General features: G+C 50.0%; 24 protein-coding genes. 23 read left to right on the forward strand and 1 reads right to left on the reverse strand.

Annotation, left to right across the window (positions count from 1 at the left end; translation table 11 throughout):
* The first annotated feature begins 179 nt into the window (after positions 1 to 179).
* From BLR06_RS14035 to BLR06_RS14145, 23 genes are all read left to right on the forward strand, one after another.
* Entirely contained in the window at positions 180 to 953 is a 774-nt protein-coding gene (locus BLR06_RS14035) for an amino acid ABC transporter ATP-binding protein (RefSeq protein ID WP_092074228.1), read from the forward strand.
* Between the two features lie 78 nt (positions 954 to 1031).
* A complete protein-coding gene (lpxC, locus tag BLR06_RS14040) occupies positions 1032 to 1871 on the forward strand; it encodes a UDP-3-O-acyl-N-acetylglucosamine deacetylase (RefSeq protein WP_092074229.1) in 840 nt (279 codons plus the stop codon).
* Positions 1872 to 1902: 31 nt separating this feature from the next.
* Positions 1903 to 2325, forward strand: a complete 423-nt coding sequence (fabZ, locus tag BLR06_RS14045; protein ID WP_092074365.1) for a 3-hydroxyacyl-ACP dehydratase FabZ — start codon at positions 1903 to 1905, stop codon at positions 2323 to 2325.
* A gap of 355 nt (positions 2326 to 2680) precedes the next feature.
* On the forward strand, positions 2681 to 3502 hold the full coding sequence (lpxA, locus tag BLR06_RS14050) for an acyl-ACP--UDP-N-acetylglucosamine O-acyltransferase (RefSeq protein WP_092074366.1): 822 nt from the start codon (positions 2681 to 2683) through the stop codon (positions 3500 to 3502).
* A 37-nt stretch (positions 3503 to 3539) separates the two neighbouring features.
* Positions 3540 to 4343, forward strand: coding sequence for an LpxI family protein (locus BLR06_RS14055; protein WP_092074230.1), 804 nt, complete (start codon positions 3540 to 3542; stop codon positions 4341 to 4343).
* 121 nt (positions 4344 to 4464) lie between these two features.
* Positions 4465 to 5625: a lipid-A-disaccharide synthase gene (lpxB, locus tag BLR06_RS14060; protein ID WP_092074231.1), complete on the forward strand. Its 1161-nt coding sequence runs from the start codon at positions 4465 to 4467 to the stop codon at positions 5623 to 5625.
* Positions 5612 to 7345, forward strand: a complete 1734-nt coding sequence (gene msbA, locus BLR06_RS14065; protein ID WP_092074232.1) for a lipid A export permease/ATP-binding protein MsbA — start codon at positions 5612 to 5614, stop codon at positions 7343 to 7345. Before lpxB ends, msbA begins: the two co-directional genes overlap by 14 nt.
* A gap of 35 nt (positions 7346 to 7380) precedes the next feature.
* On the forward strand, positions 7381 to 9858 hold the full coding sequence (gene lpxK, locus BLR06_RS14070; RefSeq protein WP_092074233.1) for a tetraacyldisaccharide 4'-kinase: 2478 nt from the start codon (positions 7381 to 7383) through the stop codon (positions 9856 to 9858).
* 100 nt (positions 9859 to 9958) lie between these two features.
* Positions 9959 to 10693 (forward strand): 3-deoxy-manno-octulosonate cytidylyltransferase, encoded by a 735-nt coding sequence (kdsB, locus tag BLR06_RS14075; protein WP_092074234.1) that lies wholly within the window; start codon positions 9959 to 9961, stop codon positions 10691 to 10693.
* A 104-nt stretch (positions 10694 to 10797) separates the two neighbouring features.
* The gene (gene kdsA / locus BLR06_RS14080; RefSeq protein WP_092074235.1) at positions 10798 to 11622 is read left to right on the forward strand and encodes a 3-deoxy-8-phosphooctulonate synthase; all 825 of its coding nucleotides are present in this window, start codon (positions 10798 to 10800) and stop codon (positions 11620 to 11622) included.
* A gap of 159 nt (positions 11623 to 11781) precedes the next feature.
* Positions 11782 to 12750 carry a KpsF/GutQ family sugar-phosphate isomerase gene (locus BLR06_RS14085; protein ID WP_092074236.1) on the forward strand — a complete coding sequence of 323 codons (969 nt, stop codon included), beginning with the start codon at positions 11782 to 11784 and terminating at the stop codon, positions 12748 to 12750.
* Entirely contained in the window at positions 12750 to 13295 is a 546-nt protein-coding gene (locus BLR06_RS14090) for a KdsC family phosphatase (protein ID WP_092074237.1), read from the forward strand. The genes BLR06_RS14085 and BLR06_RS14090 overlap by 1 nt, the downstream gene beginning before the upstream one ends.
* A 42-nt stretch (positions 13296 to 13337) precedes the next feature.
* Positions 13338 to 14258 carry a lysophospholipid acyltransferase family protein gene (locus BLR06_RS14095; protein WP_422699890.1) on the forward strand — a complete coding sequence of 307 codons (921 nt, stop codon included), beginning with the start codon at positions 13338 to 13340 and terminating at the stop codon, positions 14256 to 14258.
* A 2-nt stretch (positions 14259 to 14260) separates the two neighbouring features.
* The gene (gene lptC, locus BLR06_RS14100; RefSeq protein ID WP_092074239.1) at positions 14261 to 14809 is read left to right on the forward strand and encodes an LPS export ABC transporter periplasmic protein LptC; all 549 of its coding nucleotides are present in this window, start codon (positions 14261 to 14263) and stop codon (positions 14807 to 14809) included.
* Positions 14806 to 15507 carry an LptA/OstA family protein gene (locus BLR06_RS14105; protein WP_245698160.1) on the forward strand — a complete coding sequence of 234 codons (702 nt, stop codon included), beginning with the start codon at positions 14806 to 14808 and terminating at the stop codon, positions 15505 to 15507. The genes lptC and BLR06_RS14105 overlap by 4 nt, the downstream gene beginning before the upstream one ends.
* Positions 15508 to 15542: 35 nt before the next feature.
* Positions 15543 to 16262 carry an LPS export ABC transporter ATP-binding protein gene (gene lptB / locus BLR06_RS14110; RefSeq protein WP_092074240.1) on the forward strand — a complete coding sequence of 240 codons (720 nt, stop codon included), beginning with the start codon at positions 15543 to 15545 and terminating at the stop codon, positions 16260 to 16262.
* A 126-nt stretch (positions 16263 to 16388) separates the two neighbouring features.
* The gene (locus tag BLR06_RS14115) at positions 16389 to 17477 is read left to right on the forward strand and encodes an LptF/LptG family permease (protein ID WP_092074241.1); all 1089 of its coding nucleotides are present in this window, start codon (positions 16389 to 16391) and stop codon (positions 17475 to 17477) included.
* A gap of 82 nt (positions 17478 to 17559) precedes the next feature.
* Positions 17560 to 18810: a DUF3084 domain-containing protein gene (locus BLR06_RS14120; RefSeq protein ID WP_092074242.1), complete on the forward strand. Its 1251-nt coding sequence runs from the start codon at positions 17560 to 17562 to the stop codon at positions 18808 to 18810.
* Between the two features lie 839 nt (positions 18811 to 19649).
* Positions 19650 to 20783, forward strand: coding sequence for an S-layer homology domain-containing protein (locus tag BLR06_RS14125; RefSeq protein ID WP_092074243.1), 1134 nt, complete (start codon positions 19650 to 19652; stop codon positions 20781 to 20783).
* A 110-nt stretch (positions 20784 to 20893) separates the two neighbouring features.
* Complete coding sequence (locus BLR06_RS14130; protein ID WP_092074244.1) at positions 20894 to 21367, forward strand: hypothetical protein; 474 nt, start codon at positions 20894 to 20896, stop codon at positions 21365 to 21367.
* Between the two features lie 50 nt (positions 21368 to 21417).
* On the forward strand, positions 21418 to 21840 hold the full coding sequence (locus BLR06_RS14135; RefSeq protein ID WP_092074245.1) for a RuvC family protein: 423 nt from the start codon (positions 21418 to 21420) through the stop codon (positions 21838 to 21840).
* A gap of 267 nt (positions 21841 to 22107) precedes the next feature.
* Positions 22108 to 23358, forward strand: a complete 1251-nt coding sequence (locus BLR06_RS14140; RefSeq protein ID WP_092074246.1) for a putative porin — start codon at positions 22108 to 22110, stop codon at positions 23356 to 23358.
* A 502-nt stretch (positions 23359 to 23860) separates the two neighbouring features.
* On the forward strand, positions 23861 to 24808 hold the full coding sequence (locus BLR06_RS14145) for a porin (RefSeq protein ID WP_092074247.1): 948 nt from the start codon (positions 23861 to 23863) through the stop codon (positions 24806 to 24808).
* 101 nt (positions 24809 to 24909) lie between these two features.
* Here the strand turns inward: BLR06_RS14145 and BLR06_RS14150 are convergent, their stop codons facing one another.
* The gene (locus BLR06_RS14150; protein WP_092074248.1) at positions 24910 to 25341 is read right to left on the reverse strand and encodes a hypothetical protein; all 432 of its coding nucleotides are present in this window, start codon (positions 25339 to 25341) and stop codon (positions 24910 to 24912) included.
* Positions 25342 to 25482: the final 141 nt, after the last annotated feature.

The following is a 25482-nucleotide window of genomic DNA, read 5'->3' on the forward strand; positions in this document are numbered from 1 at the left end:
CCTCGGTGGTTAGTAAGTTGAACAGGCGTAAGTTAAGTTTAAGTGAAACGAACCACAGAGTACACAGAGTTAACGGAGGGGGAATCAAGGTTTGAAAAAAGTGATCCGTAACCCTCTGTGTCCTCTGTGTCCTCGGTGGTTAGTAATCAGTGGTTAATAAAAGGAAACGAGGTGATTTTATGCTGAGGATTGAGAATCTGCATAAACAGTTTGGCGATTTAGCGGCTGTTGACGGGCTTAATCTGCAGGTCGGGCGAGGGGAGACCGTTGTTATGATGGGGCCGTCCGGCTGCGGGAAATCGACAACCATTCGTACGGTCAACCGGCTGGTTGAGCCGGACCGCGGCCGGATTATGTTTGGCGATATCGATATTACCAAACTAAATGCCGATGAATTAATGGCAGTCCGGAAAAAAATCGGTTTTGTATTTCAACAGTTTAATCTGATTCATCGACTGACAGCCCTGGAAAATGTTATGCTGGGACTGGTTATGGACGGTATGCCGCGGGAAATTGCCCGGGCTAAGGCCGGTGCGGCCCTGATCAAAGTCGGTCTGGACAAGCATTTTCAGCATAAGCCTGGTGAAATGTCAGGCGGTCAGCAGCAGCGGGTGGGAATCGCCAGAGCTTTGGCTTTTGAGCCGGAGCTCATGCTGTGGGATGAACCGACGGCTTCACTTGATCCCATTTTAGTCCGGGAAGTGCTGGTCGTCATGGAGGAACTGGCCAAATACCGGGCCAGCACGATGCTGGTAGTAACGCATGAGCTGTCTTTTGCGTTGCACGTGGCTGACCGGATTGTATTGATGAATAAAGGCCGGGTTGTGGAAGAAGGCGTTCCGACCCAGGTCTTTGTCAAGCCGCAGTCCTCAATTGGCGAGCAGTATAAGGAGCTGATCGAGTATCAGATGAATACCAGCGCCCTGACTCTGGCCGGCAAGCGCATTGCCTAGTATTTTTATCATTTCCCCTTGCAGGAACTGCTAATATTTTGTAGAATAGACAAAGGTTATCATGTCAGGAGGATTTTCATGCAGCATCAAACTACAGTCGGCAGGGCGGTTACGTATACCGGCATCGGGCTTCATTCCGGGCGGGATGTAACCATTACCTTAAATCCCGCTCCCATTGATACCGGAATTATTTTTGCGCGGGTTGATCTGCCCGGTGCGCCGCAGGTGGCGGCCACAGCCGGAAATGTTACTGCTGCAATGCGGGCTACAACCTTAGAAACCGGGTTGGCCAAGGTATTTACGGTAGAGCATTTGCTGGCTGCGTTTGCCGCAATGCAGGTGGATAACTGTCGTGTGGCAATTGATTCAGTAGAACCGCCGGTCGCAGATGGCAGTTCATTGCCCTTTGTTGAACTTATCCGGCAGGCGGGCCTTGCGTCTCAACCTGCTTTGCGGAAGTTCATACGGGTCAATACAGCTCAGCTGGTACGGCATGAAGATAGATTTATTGCAATATTGCCCTACGATGGATTTAGAATCAGCTTTACTTCAGTTAACCCGCATCCGTTATTGGGCGTGCAGTTCGGAGATTATGAAATACATCCGGACGCTTTTATCCGGGATATTGCACCAGCCAGAACCATTGGCTTTATGCATGAAGTGGAGGCCCTTAAAGCCCAGGGCTTGGCCTTAGGCGGAAGTTTGGAAAATGCGGTGGTGTATGATGACAAGACGGTATTAACCCCGCTGCGTTTTGCCGACGAACTGGTACGGCATAAAATACTGGACGTCATTGGCGATCTGGCGCTGGCCGGCTGCTTACGCGGCCATGTGGTGGCCGTCAAATCAGGCCATGCGTTAAATACGGCGCTGGCTCAAAAAATATTAGCTAGTCAACAAGCAACCGTTAACGGTTGATGTGTAATTTGCGAGGGAGTTGAATATGATAATGCTATCGGCGACTGAAATACAAAAAATCATTCCACACAGGTATCCAATGCTACTGGTTGACCGTATTCTTGAACTGGAACCAATGAAGCGGGCGGTAGGAATAAAGAATGTTACGATTACCGAACCTTTTTTTCAAGGACATTTTCCCGGGCAACCAGTAATGCCGGGCGTACTCATTTTAGAGGCTATGGCTCAGGTTGGAGCGGTAGCCACGCTTTATCCGGCGGAGAACCGGGGCAAAGTGGCGCTGTTTGCCAGCATTGACCGGGTAAAATTCCGTAAACCGGTAGTGCCCGGCGATCAATTGCGGATGGTAGCCGAACTGATTAAAATTCGCGGCGGCATGGGTAAACTATGGTGTGAAGCATTTGTTGACGACCAATTGGTAGCCGAAGGTGAGCTAATGTTTGCTATGGGCTGATAAAAAGGCTTTTTGTTGAAAGAAGTTGAAAAATAGTTATAAATGCCTGTAATAATGAGAAATATTGCGTTATTTCGGCAAAATGACTGAATATGGTAAAAAATGACCTGTTAAAATTAGACTGACCGGCTGGACTATATATACAGATATTGATCCATAAGGCTGGCTTCAAGCTGCGGAAAGGTTATTGCACTGAATCCGGCCGGTGTGATCCAGGTCTAACCATGCTTGACAGTGTTTCCGAAGGACGTAAATCCTGTAGACCGGTTTAGGTAATGGATAAATGATAACTTATACTACTAGTTTGATCGTTAGGTAATGAAAATTACCGCGTTTAGAAGGAGTTGATATGCTGATGAAACCGGAAAAGGTTGTGATCGCTTTACGGAAGATACATGAAACAGCGGTCGTTCACCCTGGCGCCCGCATCGGCAAAGATGTTGAAATTGGTCCCTATGCTGTTATCGGTGAACATGTCCTGATTGATGACGGAACAAAAATCGGCGCACATGTGGTCATTGACGGCTGGACCAGTATTGGTAAGAATTGTGAGATTTTTCCGAGTGCTTCGATTGGCTCTGAACCGCAGGATTTGAAATTCCGCGGTGAAAAAAGCTATGTTTTTATTGGCGACAATACGAAAATAAGAGAATTTGCCACCGTGAACCGGGCGACCGGTGAAGGTGAGGAAACCCGTGTTGGCTCCAACTGTCTGCTGCAGGCTTATACTCATGTGGCCCATAATTGTGTTGTTGGCAATCATGTGATTATGTCCAATGCAGCCACTTTGGCCGGGCATGTTACGGTGGAAGACCGGGTAGTGATTGGCGGTCTGGCCGGTGTACACCAGTTTGTAAAGATCGGCCGCAACGCAATGATTGGCGGTTTGACTAAAATTGTTCAGGACGTCCCGCCGTTTGTCATTGTTGACGGGCACCCGGCCAAGGTATCGGGCCTCAACAGTGTCGGCATGTCCCGGGCGGGCATTGGCGCGCCATCCCGCAGCCTGATTAAGAAAGCTTATAAGCTGTTGTATCGCTCAGGCTTAAGCCTTGCTCAGGCCATTGCAATGATTGAGCAGGAAGTCGATTCCTGTGAAGAGGTCGAACATTTTCTGCGGTTCCTGCGTAATGCCGAACGGGGGATTTGCAGGGGTCGCAAAGCGTCCGGCGATTAGACGCTTGTTGCAGCCGGTACCGGAGGGAGAACTGTTCATGGAAAAAATTGGTTTATTGGCCGGCGTCGGAAGATTGCCGGTAGAATTTGCCCGTGCCGCTCGCGGCATGGGCTTTGGCGTAATCGCGGTGGCCGTGGTGCCTGAGGTGGATGAAGAACTTCAGCAGGTTGCCGATAAAACCGTACAGCTCAATATTGGTGAACTGGACCGGGTCATTCGCGTGTTGAAGGAAGAAGGGGTCAGTCAGGTCACGATGTTGGGCAAAGTAACGAAAGAATTGCTGTTCAGCGGTTCGGTCCGGCTCGATGACCGGCTGCAGAGAATGTTTGCCGCGCTGCCTGATAACCGTGATGATACGATCATGCTTGGCTTGGTGCGTGAATTGGCGTCTGAAGGGATTGGCGTTTTCGATCAGACGGCTTTCATCCGTTCGCTTATGCCTGCGCCTGCTATTTTGACCAAGCGTGAGCCTTCGGCCGCGGAGCGGGCTGATATGGAGTTTGGCTTTAACATGGCCAAAGCCATTGGCGGTCTTGATATCGGTCAAACCGTTGTTGTGAAAAATCTGGCGGTTATGGCGGTGGAGGCCATTGAGGGAACCGACGCCTGTATTTTGCGGGGCGGCCGGCTGAGCTGTGGCGGGGCTACCGTGGTCAAGGCCGCCAAACCGGATCAGGATCTCAGGTTTGATGTACCGGCCGTGGGGGTAAACACAATTCGGGCAATGTGTGAAGCGCAGGCCAAAGCTCTGGCGATTGAAGCCGGCAAGACACTTTTGGTTGACCGGGATAAAGTAATTAAAATTGCGGATGAATGTGGAATAACTATTGTTGCTATGTAAATATTAATAACAAGAACGCGAAGGGCGCGGAGGATGTTTGTCACTGAGCGTCTTCGCGTTTTTATCTATCCTTAAGGCAAACTATTGTTTCATTGTATTATGGCGTTTATGGAGGAAGATTATGGTCAAAGTCATGATTTCGGCGGGCGAGGCGTCAGGCGATTTACACGGAGCCAGTGTAGCCGCAGCGTTAAAACAACTCCAGCCAGGCATCAAGCTGTTGGGTATGGGGGGACAGGCTATGCGGTCAGCCGGAGTGGATATTGTGCATGACATCGCCGATTTAGGGGTGATTGGCTTTGTCGAAGTAGTAAGAAATTTGCCCAGATTATTTAAGCTCCGCGACAGCCTTGTCGAAGTGATGCGGCTGGAACGACCTGACGTGCTGGTGGTTATCGATTATCCCGATTTTAATATGCGCCTGGCCGAAAAAGCCGGACAGCTGGGCATTCCGGTAGTTTCCTATATTAGTCCTTCCGCCTGGGCCTGGCGGAAGGGCCGGGCGAAAAGTGTCGCCAAAGTGGTAACCCGCCTGGCGGCAATATTTCCGTTCGAGGCCGATGTTTACCGGGAAGCCGGCGCCAATGTTGCTTTTGTCGGTCATCCGTTGTTGGATATTGTAAAGCCGGAAATGTCCCGGCCGCAGGCCTATGCTTTTTTTCAGGCCGAGCCATCCCGTCCGGTCGTTCTGCTGTTGCCGGGCAGCCGTACGCAGGAAATTGGCAGTTTGCTGCCGGTAATGCTGGCAGCCGGCGAGAAGATTGTCGAAGCAGTGCCTGGTTGTCAGTTTTTTTTACCGCTGGCCTCGACAATTTCCCGGGAAATGCTGCAAGATATTTTAAATAATTCCCAGCTTAATGTTACAATAACGAATGAACGGACCTATGATTTAATGACCATTGCCGATGTCGCCATTGCGGCTTCAGGCACTGTGACGCTGGAGGCGGCGCTGTTGGGCCTGCCCAGTGTGGTTGTTTACAAGGTTGCGGCTTCCTCGTATTGGCTGGCTAAATTGCTGGTGAAAATTCCTCATGTCAGTTTACCGAATATTGTCGCCGGCCGCCGGATTATTCCGGAGCTGCTGCAGGCCGACGCCAACGCCGGGGGCATTGCCCGCGAGGCGCTGGCCATACTGCTGGACCCGGCTGAAAAAAGACGCTTGCAGCAGGATTTGCAGGAAGTACGGTGCAAACTCGGTGAACCGGGTGCAGTCGAACGGGTTGCTAAAGTTATTCTAGAGGTTGCAGCTGCCCAGCCAGGAGGCGCCAATGAACACTTATAAACGTCTAATCAGTTATATTAAACCTTACTTGCCGCGCCTGGCGGTAGCCATTGTCTGTATCATTGCCGCCGCCAGCGCTAACTTATATGTGCCGTGGGTCATTAAGGAAGTTATTGACAAGGTGCTGGCCGAAAAAGATATGATGATGCTCAATGCCATTGCCGCCGCTATTGTCGTGGTTTATCTGCTGCGGGGAATCTTCTATTACGGTCAGACTTATCTGATGTCTTATATCGGACAGCGGGTAGTCATTGATATCCGGCAGGCAGTTTACCGCCACATGCAGCGGCTTTCCCTGTCTTATTACGAAAAAAGGAAAACCGGCACCATGATGAGTTACATCACCAATGATGTCGCCGCGCTGCAGGGCGCACTGGTCGAAAGTGTGATTGAGATGGTAACTGAGGCGGCTATTTTGCTGGGGTCACTGGCAATGATGTTTTACCTGCATTGGAAACTGACGATGTTAACCCTGATCACTCTGCCGATGGTCGGGGTAACCATCAATTTATTTGGCCGGAAATTGCGGAAAACCAGCGCAGTAATGCAGGAACGGGCCGCCGATATCACTTCAGTGCTGCAGGAAACGATTTCGGCGGTCAGAGTGATAAAATCTTTTGTCCGTGAAGAATACGAGAGTGAACGGTTTGGGCGGGAAAATTTTTCGAATTTCCGGGCGCAAATGAAAAATGCCCAGCTCATGGCTACGTTAACGCCCGTTATTGAGTTTTTGGCGGCAATCGGCGTTACGGTGATCATCTGGTATGGCGGCTGGGAGGTCATTAACGGCAGCCTGACGGCGGGAGCGTTAATCGCCTTTTTGGTCTATACGGTCAATTTGTCCAATCCGATTAAACGCCTGAGCCGGGTCTATGGCAATATTCAGAAAGCGATGGCTGCTGCTGAACGGGTTTTCGGCGTATTGGATACCGTACCGGAAATTCAGGATATACCCGGCGCTGTGGAACTGCCTGTGATTAACGGCGAGGTGGCCTTCCACCATGTCACTTTCGAATATAAACCGGGCGAACCGGTGCTCAGTGATATTTCGCTGACGGCAAAACCGGGCCAGATGGTAGCCATTGTCGGGCCAAGCGGCTCCGGAAAAACGACCATTGCCAACCTTATCCCGCGTTTTTACGAGCCGGTGGACGGCTATATCAGCATTGACGGCACTGACATTAAAACAGTGAAACTGGATTCGCTGCGCCAACAGATTGGCATGGTGCCTCAGGAAACGGTGCTTTTTAACGGAACGGTTTACGACAATATCTTATATGGAAATCTTATGGCGGCTTATGATGAGGTAATTGAGGCTGCCAGGGCCGCTAACGCCCATAAGTTTATTATGGATATGCCTGACGGCTATGACACGCAAATTGGCGAGCGCGGCTCCAAACTATCCGGCGGCCAGCGGCAGCGCATTGCGATTGCCCGCGCCATTTTAAAAAATCCCCGGGTGCTGATCCTGGATGAAGCAACCTCGGCCTTGGATACGGAAAGTGAAAAACTGGTGCAGGAAGCGCTGGATCAGCTTATGCTTAACCGGACTTCTTTTGTCATTGCCCATCGTTTGTCAACCGTTTTACGGGCCGACATCATTCTGGTGATGGAAGGCGGCAAAATTGCCGAAAGGGGCACCCACGCCGAATTGTTAAGGCTGGGTGGTATCTATAGCAAGCTCTATCAGGTGCAGTTTAACAGCAAGAAAGATGAATGATGACGCAAGGTACTAATTAGAAAGAGGTATCGTCAATGCATTTTTTATATAACTTGGTGGTTATTCTGGTTGTTATACTGGCGATGCCGGTTTTTCTGATCAGGACAGTCCGGGAAGAAGGCTTTTGGGAGCGGGTACGCCAAAGTTTCGGTTTCTTGCCGGAGGAAGATCTCGCGCCTGTGGCGAACAAGGACTGCATTTGGCTGCATGCCGCCTCGGTAGGCGAAATTGTCGCCGCCAGTCCGATTGTGAAGGAATTCCGCCGGGAAATGCCTGATACACCCATTCTGGTGTCGGTGGTAACTTCCAATGGCTATGCTATGGCCAAAAGGATCGTGAAAGATGCCGACAGTATCATTTATTTTCCGCTGGATCTGCCCTGGCTTAGTTCAAGTGTGGTCAAGCGGATCATGCCCAGGGTCTTTTTGCCTGTGGAGACGGAATTATGGCCGAATTTCCTCAAAGCAGCCCGCAAATACCGTATTCCGGTGATGATGGTCAATGGCCGCATCAGTGATAAAAGCGTAAAACGGTATCATTATCTGCGCAGTGTGTTAAAAGATATGATCGGCACTGTAGTCACCTTCTGCATGCAGTCGAAAATCGACGCCGATCATATTATCCGGCTGGGGGCTGATCCGCAGCGGGTCGTCATTACCGGCAATACGAAATTTGATCAAACCTATACCGATGTCAGCCAAGCCGAAAAACAAGCGCTGCTTGCTTCCATGGGGCTGGCTGATCATTACCCGGTCCTTGTCGCCGGCAGTACGCATAAGGGCGAGGAAGAGGCTGTGCTGGCGGCGTTTGTTAAAGTCAGGGAGACCTTCAGCGATGCCCGGCTGGTTTTAGCGCCCCGGGAAATTTTACGGGCTGATGAACTGCAAAGCCTTGCCGAAACCTATTGTTTAGCCGCCGGAAAGCGGACAGCGGTGCAGCAGGCCTGCAGCCATGAGCATGACGTGATTGTTTTAGATACCATTGGTGAATTGGGCAAGATCTATAGTCTGGGGGACATCATTTATGTCGGCGGCAGCCTGGTGCCGCGGGGCGGACATAATATTTTGGAGCCGGCCGCTCACGGCAAACCGATTATTGTCGGGCCGCACATGTTTAACTTTAAAGATACCTATGCGCTTTTTTCCGGCCGGTCGGCTTGTCTTACCGTCAACAACGCCGCCGAGCTGTCGGAAAAAATCACCTTTTTGCTGAACAATGACGGCGCCCGCCAGGCCATGGCCCGGGAGACCCTGAACATTATCGGCGAAAACAAGGGGGCGGCCAGCAAAAGCGCCGCACAGTTGAAGCATATGCTGGTCAAACTGGACAACATCAAATCCGGTCCCCGCCTGGAGCATATCCTGCGCAAGCGCGAGGCTGTGCAGACCTATCTGTATGCAATGATTCATGGCGCACAGCCTAGTTTTATCAGTGATATCCTGTTATCGTTGCTGTACCTGCTGTCGCTGCTTTATGGCTACGGAGTTTCGCTGATGCTGGCCATGTACAGGCATGGCCTGATCAAACAGCATCAGCTGGGCTGCCGGGTCATCAGCCTGGGCAATATTACGGTAGGCGGCACTGGAAAAACGCCGACGGCCCAGCGCCTGGCTGCGGTCATCCGGGAGATGGGCTACCGGGTTGTCATCCTGAACCGCGGCTACCGGGCCAGTTGGCAGGAAGACGTGGGCCTGGTCTCCGATGGCGAAAAAATATACATGTCGGTGTCCGAGGCTGGCGATGAAGCCTATCTGCTGGCGAAAAACGTGCCCGGCGTACCGGTGGTCATCGGACGGGACCGGACGGTTACCGGTGAATATGCCGTCAGCCAGCTCCGGGCCGATGTTGTTATTCTGGATGATGGCTATCAACACTGGAAGCTGGCCCGGGATATTGATATTGTACTGATTGATGCGCTGAATATTTTTGGCAACAATTATCTGCTGCCGCGCGGTACGCTCAGGGAAGAACTGAAGAACCTTGACCGGGCCAGCGTTTGCCTGCTGACCAAAGTTGATCAGGCGGCGCCGGAAGCCAGGAACCGCATTCGGGATACCATCGCCAGCTATAATGAAGACGCCTTAATTGTTGAAAGTATCCATAAACCGCAGCGCTTTATCGAAATCGCCGAATGGCACAAAGGTCTGCGCTGCCATAATATTTCGCTGGAAACGGTCAGCGGCCAGCCGGTTTTTGTTTTTTCCGCCATTGGCAATCCCCAGTCTTTTGAACAATCGGTCTTGGATATCGGGGCTCAGGTGGCGGACAGCCTGCGCTTTCCCGATCATTATGACTATAAGATGGCCGAGATGCAGGAAATGATGCAGCGAGCGGTGGAAATTGGCGCTTGCGCCCTGGTTACCACCGAAAAAGATGCGGTAAAGATTCCGGCTGAATTTATTCACTCCAACCGGCCGCTGCCTCTCTATGTCCTGGGTATTGAAGTATGCTTCCTGGAAGGGCAGGAACAACTGATGGAATTGATTGAAAATACCATGAAGCGACCGGTTTAACCGCAAAGTACCCGAAGTAAGCAAAGGGACCGCAAATAACGGGGCGATTTGAGCGCTTCGGGTTGATCGGGGCTTTTACGGTATTACAGGAGGTTTTTCGATGAATATTCTTTGTGTTATACCAGCCCGCTATGCGTCTACCCGGCTGCCGGGCAAGCCGCTGCTGGATATTGCCGGCCAGCCGATGATTCAGCGCGTTTACGAACGGGCCAAACAAGCTAAACGTCCGTCAACTGTGCTGGTGGCGACCGACCATCAGGCGGTTTACCGGGCCGTAGAGGCTTTTGGCGGGGCGGCAATGCTGACTTCACCGGAGCATCCCACCGGGACCGACCGGCTGGCGGAGGTGGCTGTCAGCTTTCCGGCGGCCGATATTATCATCAATGTACAGGGTGATGAACCATTAATCGAACCGCAGGTGATCGACGACCTGGCCGCCGCTTTTGACGATGACCAGGCTTTGGCAATGGCAACGCTGATGACTCCCCTGAGCGAAGCCGAACAGCATAATCCCAATGTGGTAAAAGTTATTACCGACCTTAAAGGCTACGCCCTTTACTTTTCGCGCTCACTCATTCCGTATCCCCGGGTAAGGCTGAATGACGCACCGGTATATAAGCACCTGGGCCTTTATGCTTACCGCCGGGAGTTTCTGCTTAAGTACGCCCGGCTGGCGCCAACGCCTTTAGAAAGTGTAGAATCACTGGAACAGCTGCGGGCGCTTGAGCATGGCTATCGAATTAAGGTCATCAAAACAGACTTTCAGACGGTTGGCGTAGATACGCCCGAGGATCTGGCGCTGGTGAACAAGCTGCTGAGCGGCAAAGGCGGGTAACCGGCGTCAAGTAGGCGCAGGAGCGCAAAAAGTTTGTGTCCTGCGGGTACTTTGCGGTTCAGCCGTTCCACGCTTTTCCATTCAATATTAAGGAGGTTTTTCGAATGAATACCGTTAATATCGGCTCTATCACGGTGGGAGGCAGACAGCCGGTGGCGCTGATTGCCGGACCCTGCGTAATAGAAGGTTATGAACGTTCCCTGAAGATTGGCCGGGCGATTAAAGATATCGCCACTCGGCTGGGGATGCCTTATATTTTTAAAGCATCCTTCGATAAGGCCAACCGCTCTTCTTACGCTTCATTTCGCGGCCCCGGCCTGGAGGAAGGCTTAGCCATTCTGCAAAAAATCAAACAGGAGCTTGGCGTGCCGGTTGTCAGTGATATTCATGATGTTTCCCAGGTTTCAGCCGCCGCAGGTGTGCTGGATATTTTGCAAATCCCGGCTTTTTTGTCACGGCAGACCGACCTGGTGTATCAGGCGGCCCTGACCGGGAAAGCCGTTAATGTAAAAAAAGGTCAGTTTTTAGCGCCAAACGATATGAAAAACGTCATTACCAAGATGCGCGAAGCCGGTAATGAAAACATCCTGCTGACCGAACGCGGCGCCAGCTTTGGTTATAACAATCTGGTGGTCGATATGCGCGGCCTGGCGATCATGCGTTCTTTTGGCTATCCGGTGGTATTTGACGCCACGCACAGCGTGCAGCTGCCCGGCGGGGCCGGCACCAGCTCGGCCGGACAGCGCGAGTTTGTCAGCTATCTGACCAGGGCTGCTGTGGCGGTGGGCGTTGACGTCCTGTTTATGGAAGTCCATGACAACCCGCCGGAGGCCCTGTGCGACGGACCCAACATGCTGTATGTCGACCAGCTCGAGGATCTGCTGCGCGACGTACTGGCCATCGACAATGTAATCAGACGGCATAAATAAAACATGGACGAACCACAGAGTACACGGAGTACCCAGAGGGAACGTAAAACCCGGTGCGATAATTATCGCACCAAATCTTTCGTTAACCCTCCGTGACCTCTGTGACCTCTGTGGTTAAAACAATGATTTAATGATTAATTAATAAGGAGGTTTTCTTTTATGATTATTGAACAGGCAAGACAAGTGTTGAAAACAGAGGCTGCGGCGATTGAGCGGCTGATTCCGCTGATCAACGGACAATTTACGGCAGCAGTTCAACTGATTCTGGAATGCAAGGGCCGGGTGATCGTTACCGGGATGGGCAAACCCGGTTTGGTGGGCCGGAAGATTGCCGCTACGATGGCCAGTACCGGTACGCCGGCTTTTTTTCTTCATCCGGCGGAAGGCATTCATGGCGATCTTGGCATGGTAACCGCCGAGGATGTCGTGCTGGCTTTATCCAACAGCGGCGAGACCGGAGAGATTGTCGGCATACTGCCGACGCTGAAGCGCATTGGAGTGCCAATTATTGCCCTTTGCGGTCAGGCGGAATCCACTTTGGCTAAAACGGCCGACATTTTTCTTGATGTCAGTGTTGAGCAGGAGGCTTGCCCGCTGGGGCTGGCGCCCACTTCCAGCACGACGGCAACGATGGCCATGGGCGATGCCCTGGCGGTGGTGTTATTGGCTGAGCGCAAGTTCACCCGGGAAAATTTTGCTCTGTACCATCCCGGCGGTTCACTGGGACGCAAGCTGTTATTGACGGTCGAGCGGGTGATGCACAGCGACGAGGATAACCCGGTTGTCACCCTGGATAAAACAGTCAAGGAAGCTTTGTTTGTGATGACCGCCAAGGGGCTTGGCGCTACCTCGGTGGTGGATGATCAGGGCAAACTGACCGGTCTGGTGACCGATGGCGACATCCGGCGCGGTCTGGAAAGAGGCCATGAGTTTTTGGATAAGCCGGTGACCGAGCTGATGACGAAAAATCCCCGGACCATTACCGCCGATAAGCTGGCGGCTCAGGCTTTGCATGTGATGGAGAAAAATAAACCCCGTCCAATTACAGTATTGCCGGTGGTTGACGGGGAGGAGCGGGCAATTGGTATTATTCACCTTACTGACTTATTACGTCAAGGAGTGGTATAATGGATAGTAAGACCCGGGCCCGCCGCATTAAACTATTGATTTTTGATGTTGACGGGGTATTGACCAACGGCCGGATTATCATTGGCCGGGACGGTGAGGCCGCCAAGGAATTTTACGCGCAGGATGGCCTGGGAATTGCAATCGCTCACCGGGCGGGTCTTAAAACTGCCATCATTACCGGTCGCACAAGTGACATGGTTCGCTTGCGCAGTACGGAACTGAAAATAACCGATGTTTATCAAGGGACAATGAGCAAAACAGCAGCCCTGCAGGAACTGGCCGCCAAATATCACCTGAATTTGGCTGAAATTGGCTATGTTGGCGATGATCTTATTGATCTGCCAGTGATGGTTCAGGTCGGTTTGGCTTGTGCGGTGGCGAATGCCGTTCCCGAAGTCAAGGCCAGGGCCCACTATATTACCGGCAGCGCCGGCGGCAATGGCGCGGCCCGTGAAGTGATTGAGCTGATTTTAACCGCCCAGAATAAGTGGGCCGGGATCATCGAAGCCTACACCTGTTCAGTACCGGCTGATTCAGCGCAATAACCGGACGCTTGATCACACATCAGCATGAGAGGAGGAGGGTGCGTGCAATATAAAATTCTAAAATTGCTCAGCTATCTGATCTGTTTATTGCCCTACCGGCTTATTTTACTGCTGGGGCAGGGGTTTGGCCGGCTTTATTACCGTATTGCCGCCCGTCAGCGTAAGCGGGCGGTTGCCCAGATGCAGGAAAGTCTTCAAATCTCCGCTGAACAGGCTGAACGTATCGCGGTTAACCTCTTTGAAAATCTTGGCCGTACTTTCATGGAAGTCATGTATATGCCGGCATTTACCGCCGAAAAAATGAGACGTTATGTTACTGTGGAGAATAGGCATTATCTGCAGGAGGCTTTGGCTGAAGGCCGCGGCGTAGTACTTTTAACCGCCCATATCGGCAATTGGGAATGGCTGGGGGCTGCGCTGGCAATGTTAGGCCTGCCGATCACCACGGTCATTAAACGGCAGCCAAACGATCAGCATACGCAGATCTTGAACGAATACCGCGAGATGGCGGGCATTGAGGTGTTCGCCAGCGGGACAAGCGAGCTTGTCAGCGCCGCCAAGGCCCTTAAAAAAGGCAAAATCCTGGGGTTTTTAGCCGATCAGGATGCGGGGCAGCATGGCGTGTTTGTCGATTTTCTCGGCAAACCGGCGTCAACTCCTCTGGGGCCGGCGGTCTTTGCCAAGCGGTTCAGAGCACCGGTTGTACCGGTATTCATTGTTCGTGAGCCGGCCGGCGGCCACAAAATACTGGTAAGCCAGCCGCTGTATTATCAGGACACCGGCAATGAAGCGCAGGATCTTTACCGGATTACGGAACAAATGACCGGGATTATTGAAGCGATGATTCAACAATATCCCGATCACTGGCTGTGGTTCCAAAAACGCTGGAATACGCCGCCGGAAGCTGTAAAAGCCTCTGAGCAGCAAACCGCTGCCGCGGCCCGGAGAGGACAGGGGGCATGAGAATGAAGAAAGCCTATCTGCTGATTGCCTGCCTGGCTGTGGCGGCAGGGCTGGGCCTGTACTATTTCTTGCAGGATGAAGCGCCGCCGGTTCAACAGCCGGAGCCGGTTCAAACCACCAGCAATATCGTATATTCCGGCAATTCTATTGTGGAGGAACAGGATGGCAAACGGTTATGGGAGCTAAGCGCCGGAACCATTGAAATTGATCCCGCCGCCAATCAGGCCAGGATGAATGATTTGAAAGGCGTATTTTATCAGGACAATGGCGGTAAGCTGGAGATTGTTGCCTTGCAGGCGGTATATGATCATAAGAGCAGGGATATCACGATGAATGGTCAGATAAAAGCGACAACAACCGATGGGGCGGCTTTTACGGCCGGCAAAGCCCGCTGGTCAGGGGCTGACCGCCGCTTTTACGGGTCGGGCGGCATCATGATGACCAGAGATGATACCGTTATTGTCGGCGATCAAATGGAAAGCGATGTCGATATGAACAAAGTAACCGTAACCGGCAATGCCCGTATTCGTAAAGGAGGTGCCGGCAATTGAAGCTTGGCAGACTATTATTGGCTTTGATCATGGCTGCGGCAATGGCGATGCCTGCTGCTGCAGCCCAGCCTCAGCCGGTGGAAATGGCGGCTGAGGTCATAGAATATAATTCAACAACCGGCATTATGACCGGCACGGGCGGCGTCCGGTTCACCCGGGACGGGGCCGTGCTTACCGGCGCAGCAGCGACCTATAATACCCGGACCAAAGAAGGGCATGTTACCGGCGGCGTCAAAATGGTTCAGTCTGACGCAGTTCTGACAGCGGAGGAATTGCGGTCTTATGACAATAACCGCATCACTGCCAGTGGCGGAGTGCAATTAACCAAGGGAGAGAGCGTGCTGACAGGCCCTCAGCTGGACTACTACACCGATAAAGCTTATGCAGTGGTCAATGATCAGGCCCGTCTGGTGATGCAAGACGGCGTCATGACTGCCGGTAAGATTGAAGCTTATTTGGATGAAAGCAGAATTACCGGGACAGGCAGCGTTCATATCGTTAGTCAGGCCAGGCAGCTTGATGCCACGGCTGATCAGGCGGTTTACTATGGCGCTGAACCCGCCAGGGCGGTTCTGACCGGCAACGCCAGGGCGGTCCAGGAAGGCAATATCTTAACCGGCAATAAATTGACGATTTATCTGGACAACCAAACGGTAAATGCCCAGGGCCGCACGCAGTTGGTCATCCAGCCGCAGTAAACCGCATGGATTTACACTGAAATGAGGAACAGGCCATGTTTATTGAAACACATCATCTGATCAAAACGTATAAAGACCGTAATGTGGTCGATGGCGTCAGCATACGAGTGGACAAGGGTGAGGTGGTTGGCTTATTGGGACCGAACGGCGCCGGTAAAACCACTACCTTTTATATGATCGTAGGGCTGGAGAAACCGGACAGCGGCCTGGTGTGCATTGGCGGCGAAGACGTTTCCGATATGCCGATGCACAAACGGGCCAATTTTGGCATTGGTTATCTGCCGCAGGAAGCGTCGGTATTCCGGAAGCTTACCGTGGAAGATAATCTGATTGCCATTCTGGAGACAACCGATTTAACGCCCAGCGGCTGCCGGGAAAAAGCCGCCAGTCTGCTGTATGAATTCAATATTGCGCATATCCGGGAACGAAAGGGCTCAGAACTGTCGGGCGGCGAACGCCGCCGGGTGGAGATCGCCCGCTGTCTGGCGACAGACCCGTTATTTATTCTGCTGGACGAGCCATTTGCCGGTGTCGATCCCATCGCTGTAGCGGACATTCAGGCAATTATCGGCTATTTGCGCCAGCGGGGTATCGGCGTATTGATTACCGATCATAACGTTCGTGAAACACTCAGCATTGTTGACCGGGCCTATATCCTTAATGAAGGCCAGATCCTGATTGAAGGGGACAGCGCTACCATTGCCGCCAGTGAAACAGCCCGCAAATTCTACCTCGGCGAAAATTTCAGCTTATAACAATGTTTGAAACAGGAGTACCCGCAGCAGTCTGGAAAAGGTCCGCTCCGGCATCAACCCGCTGCGGCCCAGGCGTACTTTTTACCGCAGCTCTTAACCTCACGATTATGTGCAGAGGAGAAAACAATGCGTATATTAGATAAATATATCATCAAAGAATTACTGGGACCGTTTGTTTTTGGCATTTGCGCCTTTTCCAGTGTGTTTATTGGAACCAGCACCTTGTTTAAAATAGCCCAGTACATTACCAAATATGGCGCTTCGGTTACGGCTGTTGTCAAGCTGTTCTTTCTCAGCTTACCCAATATTGTTGTGCTGACTTTTCCAATGTCAATGCTGCTGGCGGCGCTTCTGGCATTCGGCCGGCTGAGCGGGTCCAGTGAAATAACGGCGATGCGTTCAGGCGGTATCAGCTTTTATCGCTTAACTGCGCCGGTACTGATCGTAGCATTGTTTGTCAGTCTGTTTGCGGTAGCGTTTAATGAGTTTATTGTACCAAGAGCCAACACGGCCTATAACCACATTGTCCGGTATGAGATCGAACGGAATACCGCGCCGAAGTCCCAGGAGCATATTATTATTAAAGAGGTAAAAGACGGCAACATTGAGCGGCTGATGTACGCCCGCAAGTATGACGAAGCGACCAATACGCTGCAGGCAATTTCCATTCAGGAATTTGAAAACGGCAACATTGTCCGGGTTCAAAATGCCGAAACCGCGCAATGGCAGAACAGCCACTGGATTATGTACAACGGTACAATTCATGACCTGTCAACCGCAGGCAATCTGCAGCGTACCATGAAATTTGAGCAGCAGGTTATGCCGATCACCAAAAATCCAACATCAATCAAGCGTGAACAAAAAGATGAGTCTGAAATGACGATTAAAGAACTAAAACAGCAAATCAAGGTGCTGCAGAGCGAGTATGTAAAGAGCAGCAGCTATGAGATAGAATTACAGCAACGGGTATCCATTCCGCTGGCCAGCTTTGTTTTTGCCCTTATCGGGGCGCCGCTGGGCTTGCAGCCGCAGCGTTCCAGTTCCTCCATTGGCCTGGGGCTAAGCATTATCGTGATTTTTATCTATTACAGCATTATGACCGTTACCTCAGCCTTAGGGCAGGGCGGCGCGCTGCCGGTCATAATTGCCGCCTGGATACCCAATATCACCGGCGTTATTGCGGGCTGTTATCTGATGCGCAAAGCAGCCCGGTAACCCCGTAAACAAGCCGGCCGGCGGGAAGGTTCCGGCGGCGGCTCCGTAAGCGAACATTTTGTCAGTAGAGGAGGAGTGTACTGTGTATGGAATCGTATTAATTGCTGTGCTGGCTGTTATGGGCGGAGCCATTGCTTATATCGGCGATAAGCTTGGCACCAAAGTTGGTAAACGCAAGCTTTCCATGTTTGGTCTCAGGCCTAAGCATACTTCGATCATTGTTACCATCATTACCGGTATACTGATTGCATCCTCTACCCTGGGGATACTGTCACTGGCTTCCCGGGATGTCCGGACGGCTTTGTTTGGCATGGAGGAGTTAAAAGAACAACTTTCCAGCCTGTCACAGGAAGTTCTGGCTAAGAATGTGGAGCTGGAAGCCAGCCGCAAGGAACTGGAAGCTAAAACAGCCGAGTATTCTACTTTGAATACCAAAATTAAAGAAACTGCCGCCAAGCTTTCGGCAATTACCGCCGAGCTGTCCGCCGTCAGCGCTGAGCGTGACCGGACGGCCGCGGCCTTGGCGCAGGTGCAGTCCGATTATAAGACTGTGCAGGGTGATTTGAAAAAATCACGCCTGCAGATTGGGCAGCTGCAGACGACCAAGAAAGAACTCGATGACCGCGTAGCCGAACTGAATGAGGCTAAAACGGTTCTGGAAAAAGATGTAACCCGGTTAAATGATTTAACAGCCAAGCTAAATAAAGGGATTCAAGTGGTCCGGGAAGGCGATATTATTTACCGGGCGGGGGAAGTGCTGTCAACTGCCGTCATTAACGGCAACGACGCTAAAGAGAATATTACGGCAAACTTAACCGGCGTTATTCTGAAAACCAATCAGGATATCCTCAACCGGCTGGGCGTGGAAGACAAGCAAACGGAAGCCCTGTGGATCGCGCAGGCTGATTTTGATCAGGCCGTGTCAATCATTGCCGGTAATAAAGAGGATGTTATTGTCAGAGTCTCTTCAGTGGGCAATATTGTTTATGGTGAGCCGGTGATTGGCCAGATTGAGCTGTTTTCGAATAAAAGAATTTATGAGAAAGACGAGGTCGTTCATTCCGAAGTAATGAATGCCGGCCGTACCGCCAGTTCGGCTGAGGAAACCGTGCTGACATTTTTGCAGAAGGTGAATGCCGCGGCTATTCAGGATGGCATTATCGCCGACCCCATCCAGGGAACGGTAGGGGTAATGAGCGGATCCGAGTTATACGGCACAATCAATCGTGTGAAACGCTATTACGGCAAGGTTGAGTTAACCGCTGTAGCCCAAAGCGACACCTATGTTGTTGGGCCGCTGAAAATTGATATCCGGGTCAAAAGTGTCCAGTAGTTAAGCGGCCTCAGCACTGTCCTTAGTAAATGAAGGCAGTCTCTCTGGCGCCAGCAGAGCGCAAATGTAAAATGCCGTCAGGCGTTTTTACATTTGCGCTTATTCATTTTGCCCCGCAGCTTCCGGCGGCATAAAGTGGGCATTGGGGCTGCCCAATTCATTCCAGCAGAGGCAACCATAGTCATTGCTGGGCACCTGGATATGAAGCTTAGGCTGCGGAGAGCTTTGCTTGCAAAATGCCTTTAATTATGTAAACTATAATAACAATGTTAATATAGTTGCCGCGTGACCTTTATGCTTTGGTTATTAAGGGTTATGGAAGGATTTGCATAGCTGATAACAGCAGGAATTTAGAAAAAGTTAAAGAATTATGTATAGTGTAAAAGTCATATGGCGACACGCAGAACTGATCCGGAGAGGCGATCAGCTGCAGCTGCCGGATAGACCTTTTCACCACTGCATGACTGAGTAGTCAATCTTAGTGAAACGAAGTAATAATGGCAAAATTTACACGGGGCTTTGCAGCAGGACTATCTGAAGAACTATAGAATTATGTAAATATCAAATTTTTTTTGATATTGCATGACTGGATAGTCAATAGCTATTATAGCTGGGAAATGGTAAAAAATACACTAGCGTATACAGCAGGAATATCAAAAGTCATGCAGAATTATGTAAACTAAACCTGCGAAAAGCTGCAGGGGCATCAGTGGTTGGAATGAGCAACCGGAACTTATGAGGAAACGTGGATACTCATCAGCAGTCTGGTTGACGCCAGCCCCTACAATGCCGGTGACGAACACCAGCGCAAATTAATTACCTTAAGGGGGAGCTTCCAGATGAAAAAGAGACTTCTAAAAGTAGCTGTTACCACTGCACTTACTGTAGCATTTGCTGTACCGGCCTTCGCCGCGTCAGCCAATCCTTTCTCCGATGTACCGGCGAATCACTGGGCTTATGATGCTGTAAATAAATTGGCGCAAGCCGGTGTAGTTGACGGTTATGCCGATGGTACATTCAAAGGCGACAAAACAATGACCCGCTATGAAATGGCGCAAATCGTAGCCAAAGCAATGAACAAATCGCTCAATGACGATCAACAGGGAACCGTAGACGAATTGTCGCAAGAATTTGCCGCAGAGTTAAACAACCTGGGTGTGAAAGTCGACAGCTTGCAGGAACAAGTAGACGACATGGTTAAAGTATCCGGTGATGCCCGCGTTCGTTACTTTGCAGCTGAGGATGCCGGCGACAACACCGATTTCCGGGCCCGCGTAAACTTTGACGGTAAAATCAGCGACAACCTGAAATTTAATGCCCGTCTGACCAGTGGAAACATGAACTATGACGGCGGCAACGGCGATGCCGGTATCAATACAGCCAACGTAACTTTCGATGCCCTTGGCCTGACCAATACCATTGGCCGTCAGGATGTAATACTGGCTGAAGGTTATCTGTTTGACACCCAGATGAACGCTGTCGCCACTGAAATCGGCGGCCTGAAACTGGTAGCCGGCAATACCGATGCCAACCGCATCTACGCTGCCGAGTACGGCTTCAATGCCCTTGGCACTGACTTAGTGGCCGACTACTACAAAAATGACACTGCCGATCAGGAAATTTATGGTCTGAGCACTGGCTTTAAATTAACCAAAAACCTGGCCATCAATGCTTCCTACTATGACAATAACGACGCTGATGCAACTGCTGTATCTTACGGCGTAAAATTGAACAAGCTTGGTCTTTCCGCAACTTATAGAGATGTTGAAGCCGGCGCTTACACTGGCTTCGGCGCTCTGGCCAACGATCAGCAGCCGTCTACTTTAGAAAGCGGCTTCAAAGGAATGGAATATGCTTATGACAGAGCGTTGGACAGAAACACTGCGCTGAATGTTAAATACCAGGACTTCGAAGATCAAGACGGTATTGATTTAGGCGCCCGTACCCAGGCAACCGTAAGCGTGAAATTCTAGTTCCCGATTTAGACTTAAACCCCTGCCGCTCCGGCAGGGGTTTATTCTGCTAAAAGCATTGCCTGTCCCAATCGTGCTATGGTAAAATAGCAGCAGGGAGCGTGAACGGAATGGAAGTATTGTTAAAGCAGATACTGGCGGAAATACAAGGGCTGAAAGCAGATGTACAAGAGTTAAAAGCAGATGTGCGGGAGCTGCAAACAGATGTAAAAGAGTTGAAAACAGACGTACAAGTTTTGAAAGCGAATGTGCAAGTTTTGCAGGCAGATGTGCAAGGTCTGCAAACAGTAACGCATCAGTTGCAGGATGGTCAGGCAGAGTTAAACTTGCGGCTGACTAATGTCGAAGGCCAGATTGGTGAAAATAGCGCCTATATTAAGGCCGTATTGCACCGCTCGGAAGAACTGGACGCCAAGTTCGACGGCTTGCTCAATACCACGGCTACCCAAGAATCCCTGGCTGTTTTGGCCAGCAAGCGTGATATCGCTGAACTTGACGCCAAAATCAATGTGAAGTTTGAACTCCTAAATGCCCGTATCTTCAACAACGAGACTGACATTAAGCTGCTAAAAGCAGTTGAGTAGGAATAAATTGCCGGCATTAGAATATACTAACCATAGATGGAGGTTGTACTGTGAAAGAAGTTGTTGTAGCGGTCGACCCCGGTCGCGAGAAATGCGGCATAGCGGTAGTACATAAGGATAAAGGCGTACTGTATAAAGCGATTGTCGACACAGCAGAGCTCGCGCAAACAGTCCGCGCGGCCATGCAGGACTATGCTGCGGGAGTGGTGGCGCTGGGCGCCGGAACCTCCAGCAAAAAAGCCGGCGCTATGATCAGCGCAGCCAATAAGACAATCCAGATTGCTTTGGTTGATGAATACCGGACCACTGAGGCGGCCCGCAGGCGTTACTGGCAGGAAAACCCGCCAGGCGGGCTGAAACGTTTCATTCCCGTATCGATGCTGGCGCCGCCGGTGCCGGTCGATGATTATGCCGCTGTTATTATCGCCGAAAAGTATTTGTCGCAGCGACAGGCAGCCGCCAATATACTGTGAATTAAGTATAATATTAGGGAGAAAAGCCAGCTGTCCGAAAAAAATTATAAAAAAATAAAAAAAAGAAGGAATTTTGTAGCCGGCGAAGAATATATTACCATGTAACAATATAGGTATCCTAACTGTAAAAACTATAATAGTTCTTGCAGTTTTGATAAATTTAGTGAGTACTAAGAACCGTGTGAGCTGAGGAAACGTGGATACTCGCAGCACCTTCTTAGGAATAGCTAAACAAAAATCAACCAAAAAACTAAGGGGGAAATTCTAATGAAAAAAAGATTAGCCGCTGCAATCACTACTGCACTGGTAGTCGGCGTAGCCAGCACTACCTTTGCTGCCGCAAATCCATTCGTCGATGTTCCTGCAAAACACTGGTCCTATGACGCTGTGACCAAATTGGCCCAAGCCGGTATCGTTGACGGTTACGGCGACGGCACCTATCGTGGCGACAGAACCATTACCCGTTACGAAATGGCGCAAATCGTGGCCAAAGCTTTAACCAAAGCTGACCGTGCTGACGCTGAACAAAAAGCAGCTCTTGACAAACTGGCTGTGGAATTCGCTGCCGAATTGGATAATTTAGGCGTACGTGTAGCTAAACTGGAAGCCAACCAATCCAAAATCAAATTGACCGGCGATGTTCGTCTGCGTTTTGTAGATGATAAACTGAATGACAAGTCTGCTTTTGCGCAACGTTTCCGTTTGAATTTGAATGCTGATGTAAATGAAAATACCAGCTTCTATGGACGTTTTGTTGGTTTGAATCACAATGAAACCGGTTCAAGCACAAAAGATGGCGCATTCGTTGCTGATGCCGCTTTAACTACAAAGAATCTATTTAACACAGGCTTGACTTCAACTGTAGGTCGTTTCAGCCAATACCTCGGTTCAACCGGCCTGCTCGCTGACACCACCGGCGGCGTTGATGGTTTGAAACTGTCTGCCGGCAATACATTTAAAGTAACTGCAGGTATTGCTGATGTTAGTGAACGTGCTGGTTTTGACGCCGATACCTGGGGCACAGATGAAAAAGAAGTAGTATTTGCCGAAGCCAAGTATGATTTAAGCAAAGCTACCAGCGTTACTGCTACTTATTTTGCACAGACCGGCAGCTATGACAGCTTTGATATCTTCGGCGGTGGGTTTAAAAGCAAACTCAGTAAAAACTTTGCGATTGCCGGAGATTACTACAAAAACTCTTCTGATGTAAATGACGGGCAAAAAGCGTGGATTGCTCAAGTAAACTATAAGGGCGCTAAAGCCGTCAATCCTCAAAGCTGGGGTCTGGGAGTCGCCTATCACAAAATTGAAACCGGTGCAATCCCAACCGGCTTAACTACTTCGTCGGTACCTTTGGCAGATTCGAACGATAATGGTCTGAAAGCTTGGACCTTAAGTGCTGATTACACTTTATCCAAGAATATTGTTTTACAAGCATTCCAAACGTTTGATACTAAATATACTGACGGCGGGGATGCCGACGATTATACCAGAGCTCAAATTAACTTCTTATTCTAAAAAATTATTAAAAAGATCCGCTTTTATAAGCGGATCTTTTTTTTTAGAATCTAGAGCTGATTCAAGCGAGTCTGCCTAATTAAGTAAGAAAGACATCAGAATTCTGTTTACCGAAATGATCGTATAAAACAGACCTTTCAAAATGCATCTCTTTTTGTAAGCACTGTTTTCTTTCTGTCCTTTTGTAAAGCAAGCTAATGGACACAACTGTTATAGTGAACTGACGCCAATGATCATACTTACTTTTGTTAAATAAATATTAAGAAAATTTCTTATATTAGCAGGGATTTCGGATTTTTCATAGAATCTCCAAACAGAGAAAATTTAACAGAATGTTAATAATACCACATTTAACTTCTAACATTAAACGAACAAGCCGGTAGGACTGTGATTGAGTACACAGGGACTGCAGCCCGGATAAGGAAACGTGGATACTTGTCTGCATTGGCTGGCTGAACTGTGTTATCAATAAATAAATTGCTCTAATTTAGGAGGGTAACACATGAAAAAGAGATTGCTTGCAGCAGCGGTTGCTGCATCCCTGACACTCTCGCTGAGCGCGGCATTGGCTGCGCCGGTCGAGTTTGACGGAGAGGTTGAAGTGCATTATCAATGGGATGACCATGACGCTGACGGCGATGCCGAAGGCGCCCGCAACACGGTGATTTTAAATGCGAAGACCGCTTTAACGGAAAACATTGATTTTTATACCCGCTTTGCGGCCCAGCGCTATCATGGCGATGATATTACCGCCGATTTCAACACCAGAAATGGCACGCGTAAATCAACGGCCACGATTGATCGCTTTGGCTTCATTTTAAAAAGCGATGCCGCGACTTACAACCTTGGCCGCCAGGGCGCTGATCTTGGTCCAAACGCCTTGTTGTACAGCACCAGCGGCAACATCGGCAGCAGTACCACATTAGTGGACGGTTTAACTGCCGACGCCACTGTAGGGGCTACTGCGCTGAACTTTATTGCAGGCCAGGAAACCGATACGGAAAACAATGTGTATGCGCTGCATGCGGCCTATAATCTGAATGATGCCTGGACCGTTGGCGGAACTCTGGCCAAATATGATAAAGACGCAGCCGGTGAGAAGGATACCAATCACTGGGGCCTAGATACGGCCTATACGAATAAAAACATCACTTATTTTGCCGAATATGCCAAATCCAATGCCAATGACAACGACAAAGCGTTTGTTGCCGGCCTCAGTTATGAGCTGGATGACAAAAATTCTTTTGGACTGGCTTATGCTAAAGTAGAACAAAATGGCGATATGGGTGGAAACACCGACTTCGATAATGGTTATAAGGGCTTGTATTTTAGTTATGACCATAAGCTTACTGACAATACAACACTAAGCTTTGCCTACTCTGATCTAAAAGATGTTGATACAGATGATAAATACAATTATGTTGAAACTACCGTTAATTTTGCTTTCTAAAACTTCACGTAAAAAAGGCTTCCTATTTCTAGGAAGCCTTTTTTTATTGCCGCTAAACCGGAAAATTTCCTTTACGTACCTAAACCAGTGTCAGCTATGTACTAAATTTTAACGTCAATTACGGCGGACAGGCCGACACCGTTCACTCGGGAGAAGTTTACGGGGTTTTTGCTGTCAATCGGAATAAGTGCTTTCACCCGGAATTGCTTGCCATTGAAGTTTCCTTCCACCTGGAGCACAGCCTGCGTTTTATCAACTAGCTCCTGCGGTCCGATGACCTGAGCAGCGCCAATATAGCCGCCGCTGCCTAAGGTCACAATTGGTACTACTTTGGTAGCGTAATCATGACTGCCGCCATGCTTAAAAGTCAGAGTATTGACAAAGTTATTTAACGGAGTCGCAAACTTATCAACCAGGAAGCCGATACCGCCGACTTTTAAAATATCTCCAACACTGAAGGCATTGGTAGCTGGAATTGCAGCAAGCGATAAGAAACATACTAACAATAAGCCCACAATCAGACGTTTTTTCATGGTTTATCTTCCTTTCCCAGGATAGTATAGGATTATCCTGACACAATTGTACCATAAATTGACTGGTTAGTCCAACACGAAGTTTTATTTACCAAAATGTTTTTATTGTATTATCAGATATGATATTATTACTGAGAGGTT

This window comes from Dendrosporobacter quercicolus (assembly GCF_900104455.1).
Taxonomy (GTDB): Bacteria; Bacillota; Negativicutes; order DSM-1736; family Dendrosporobacteraceae; genus Dendrosporobacter; species Dendrosporobacter quercicolus.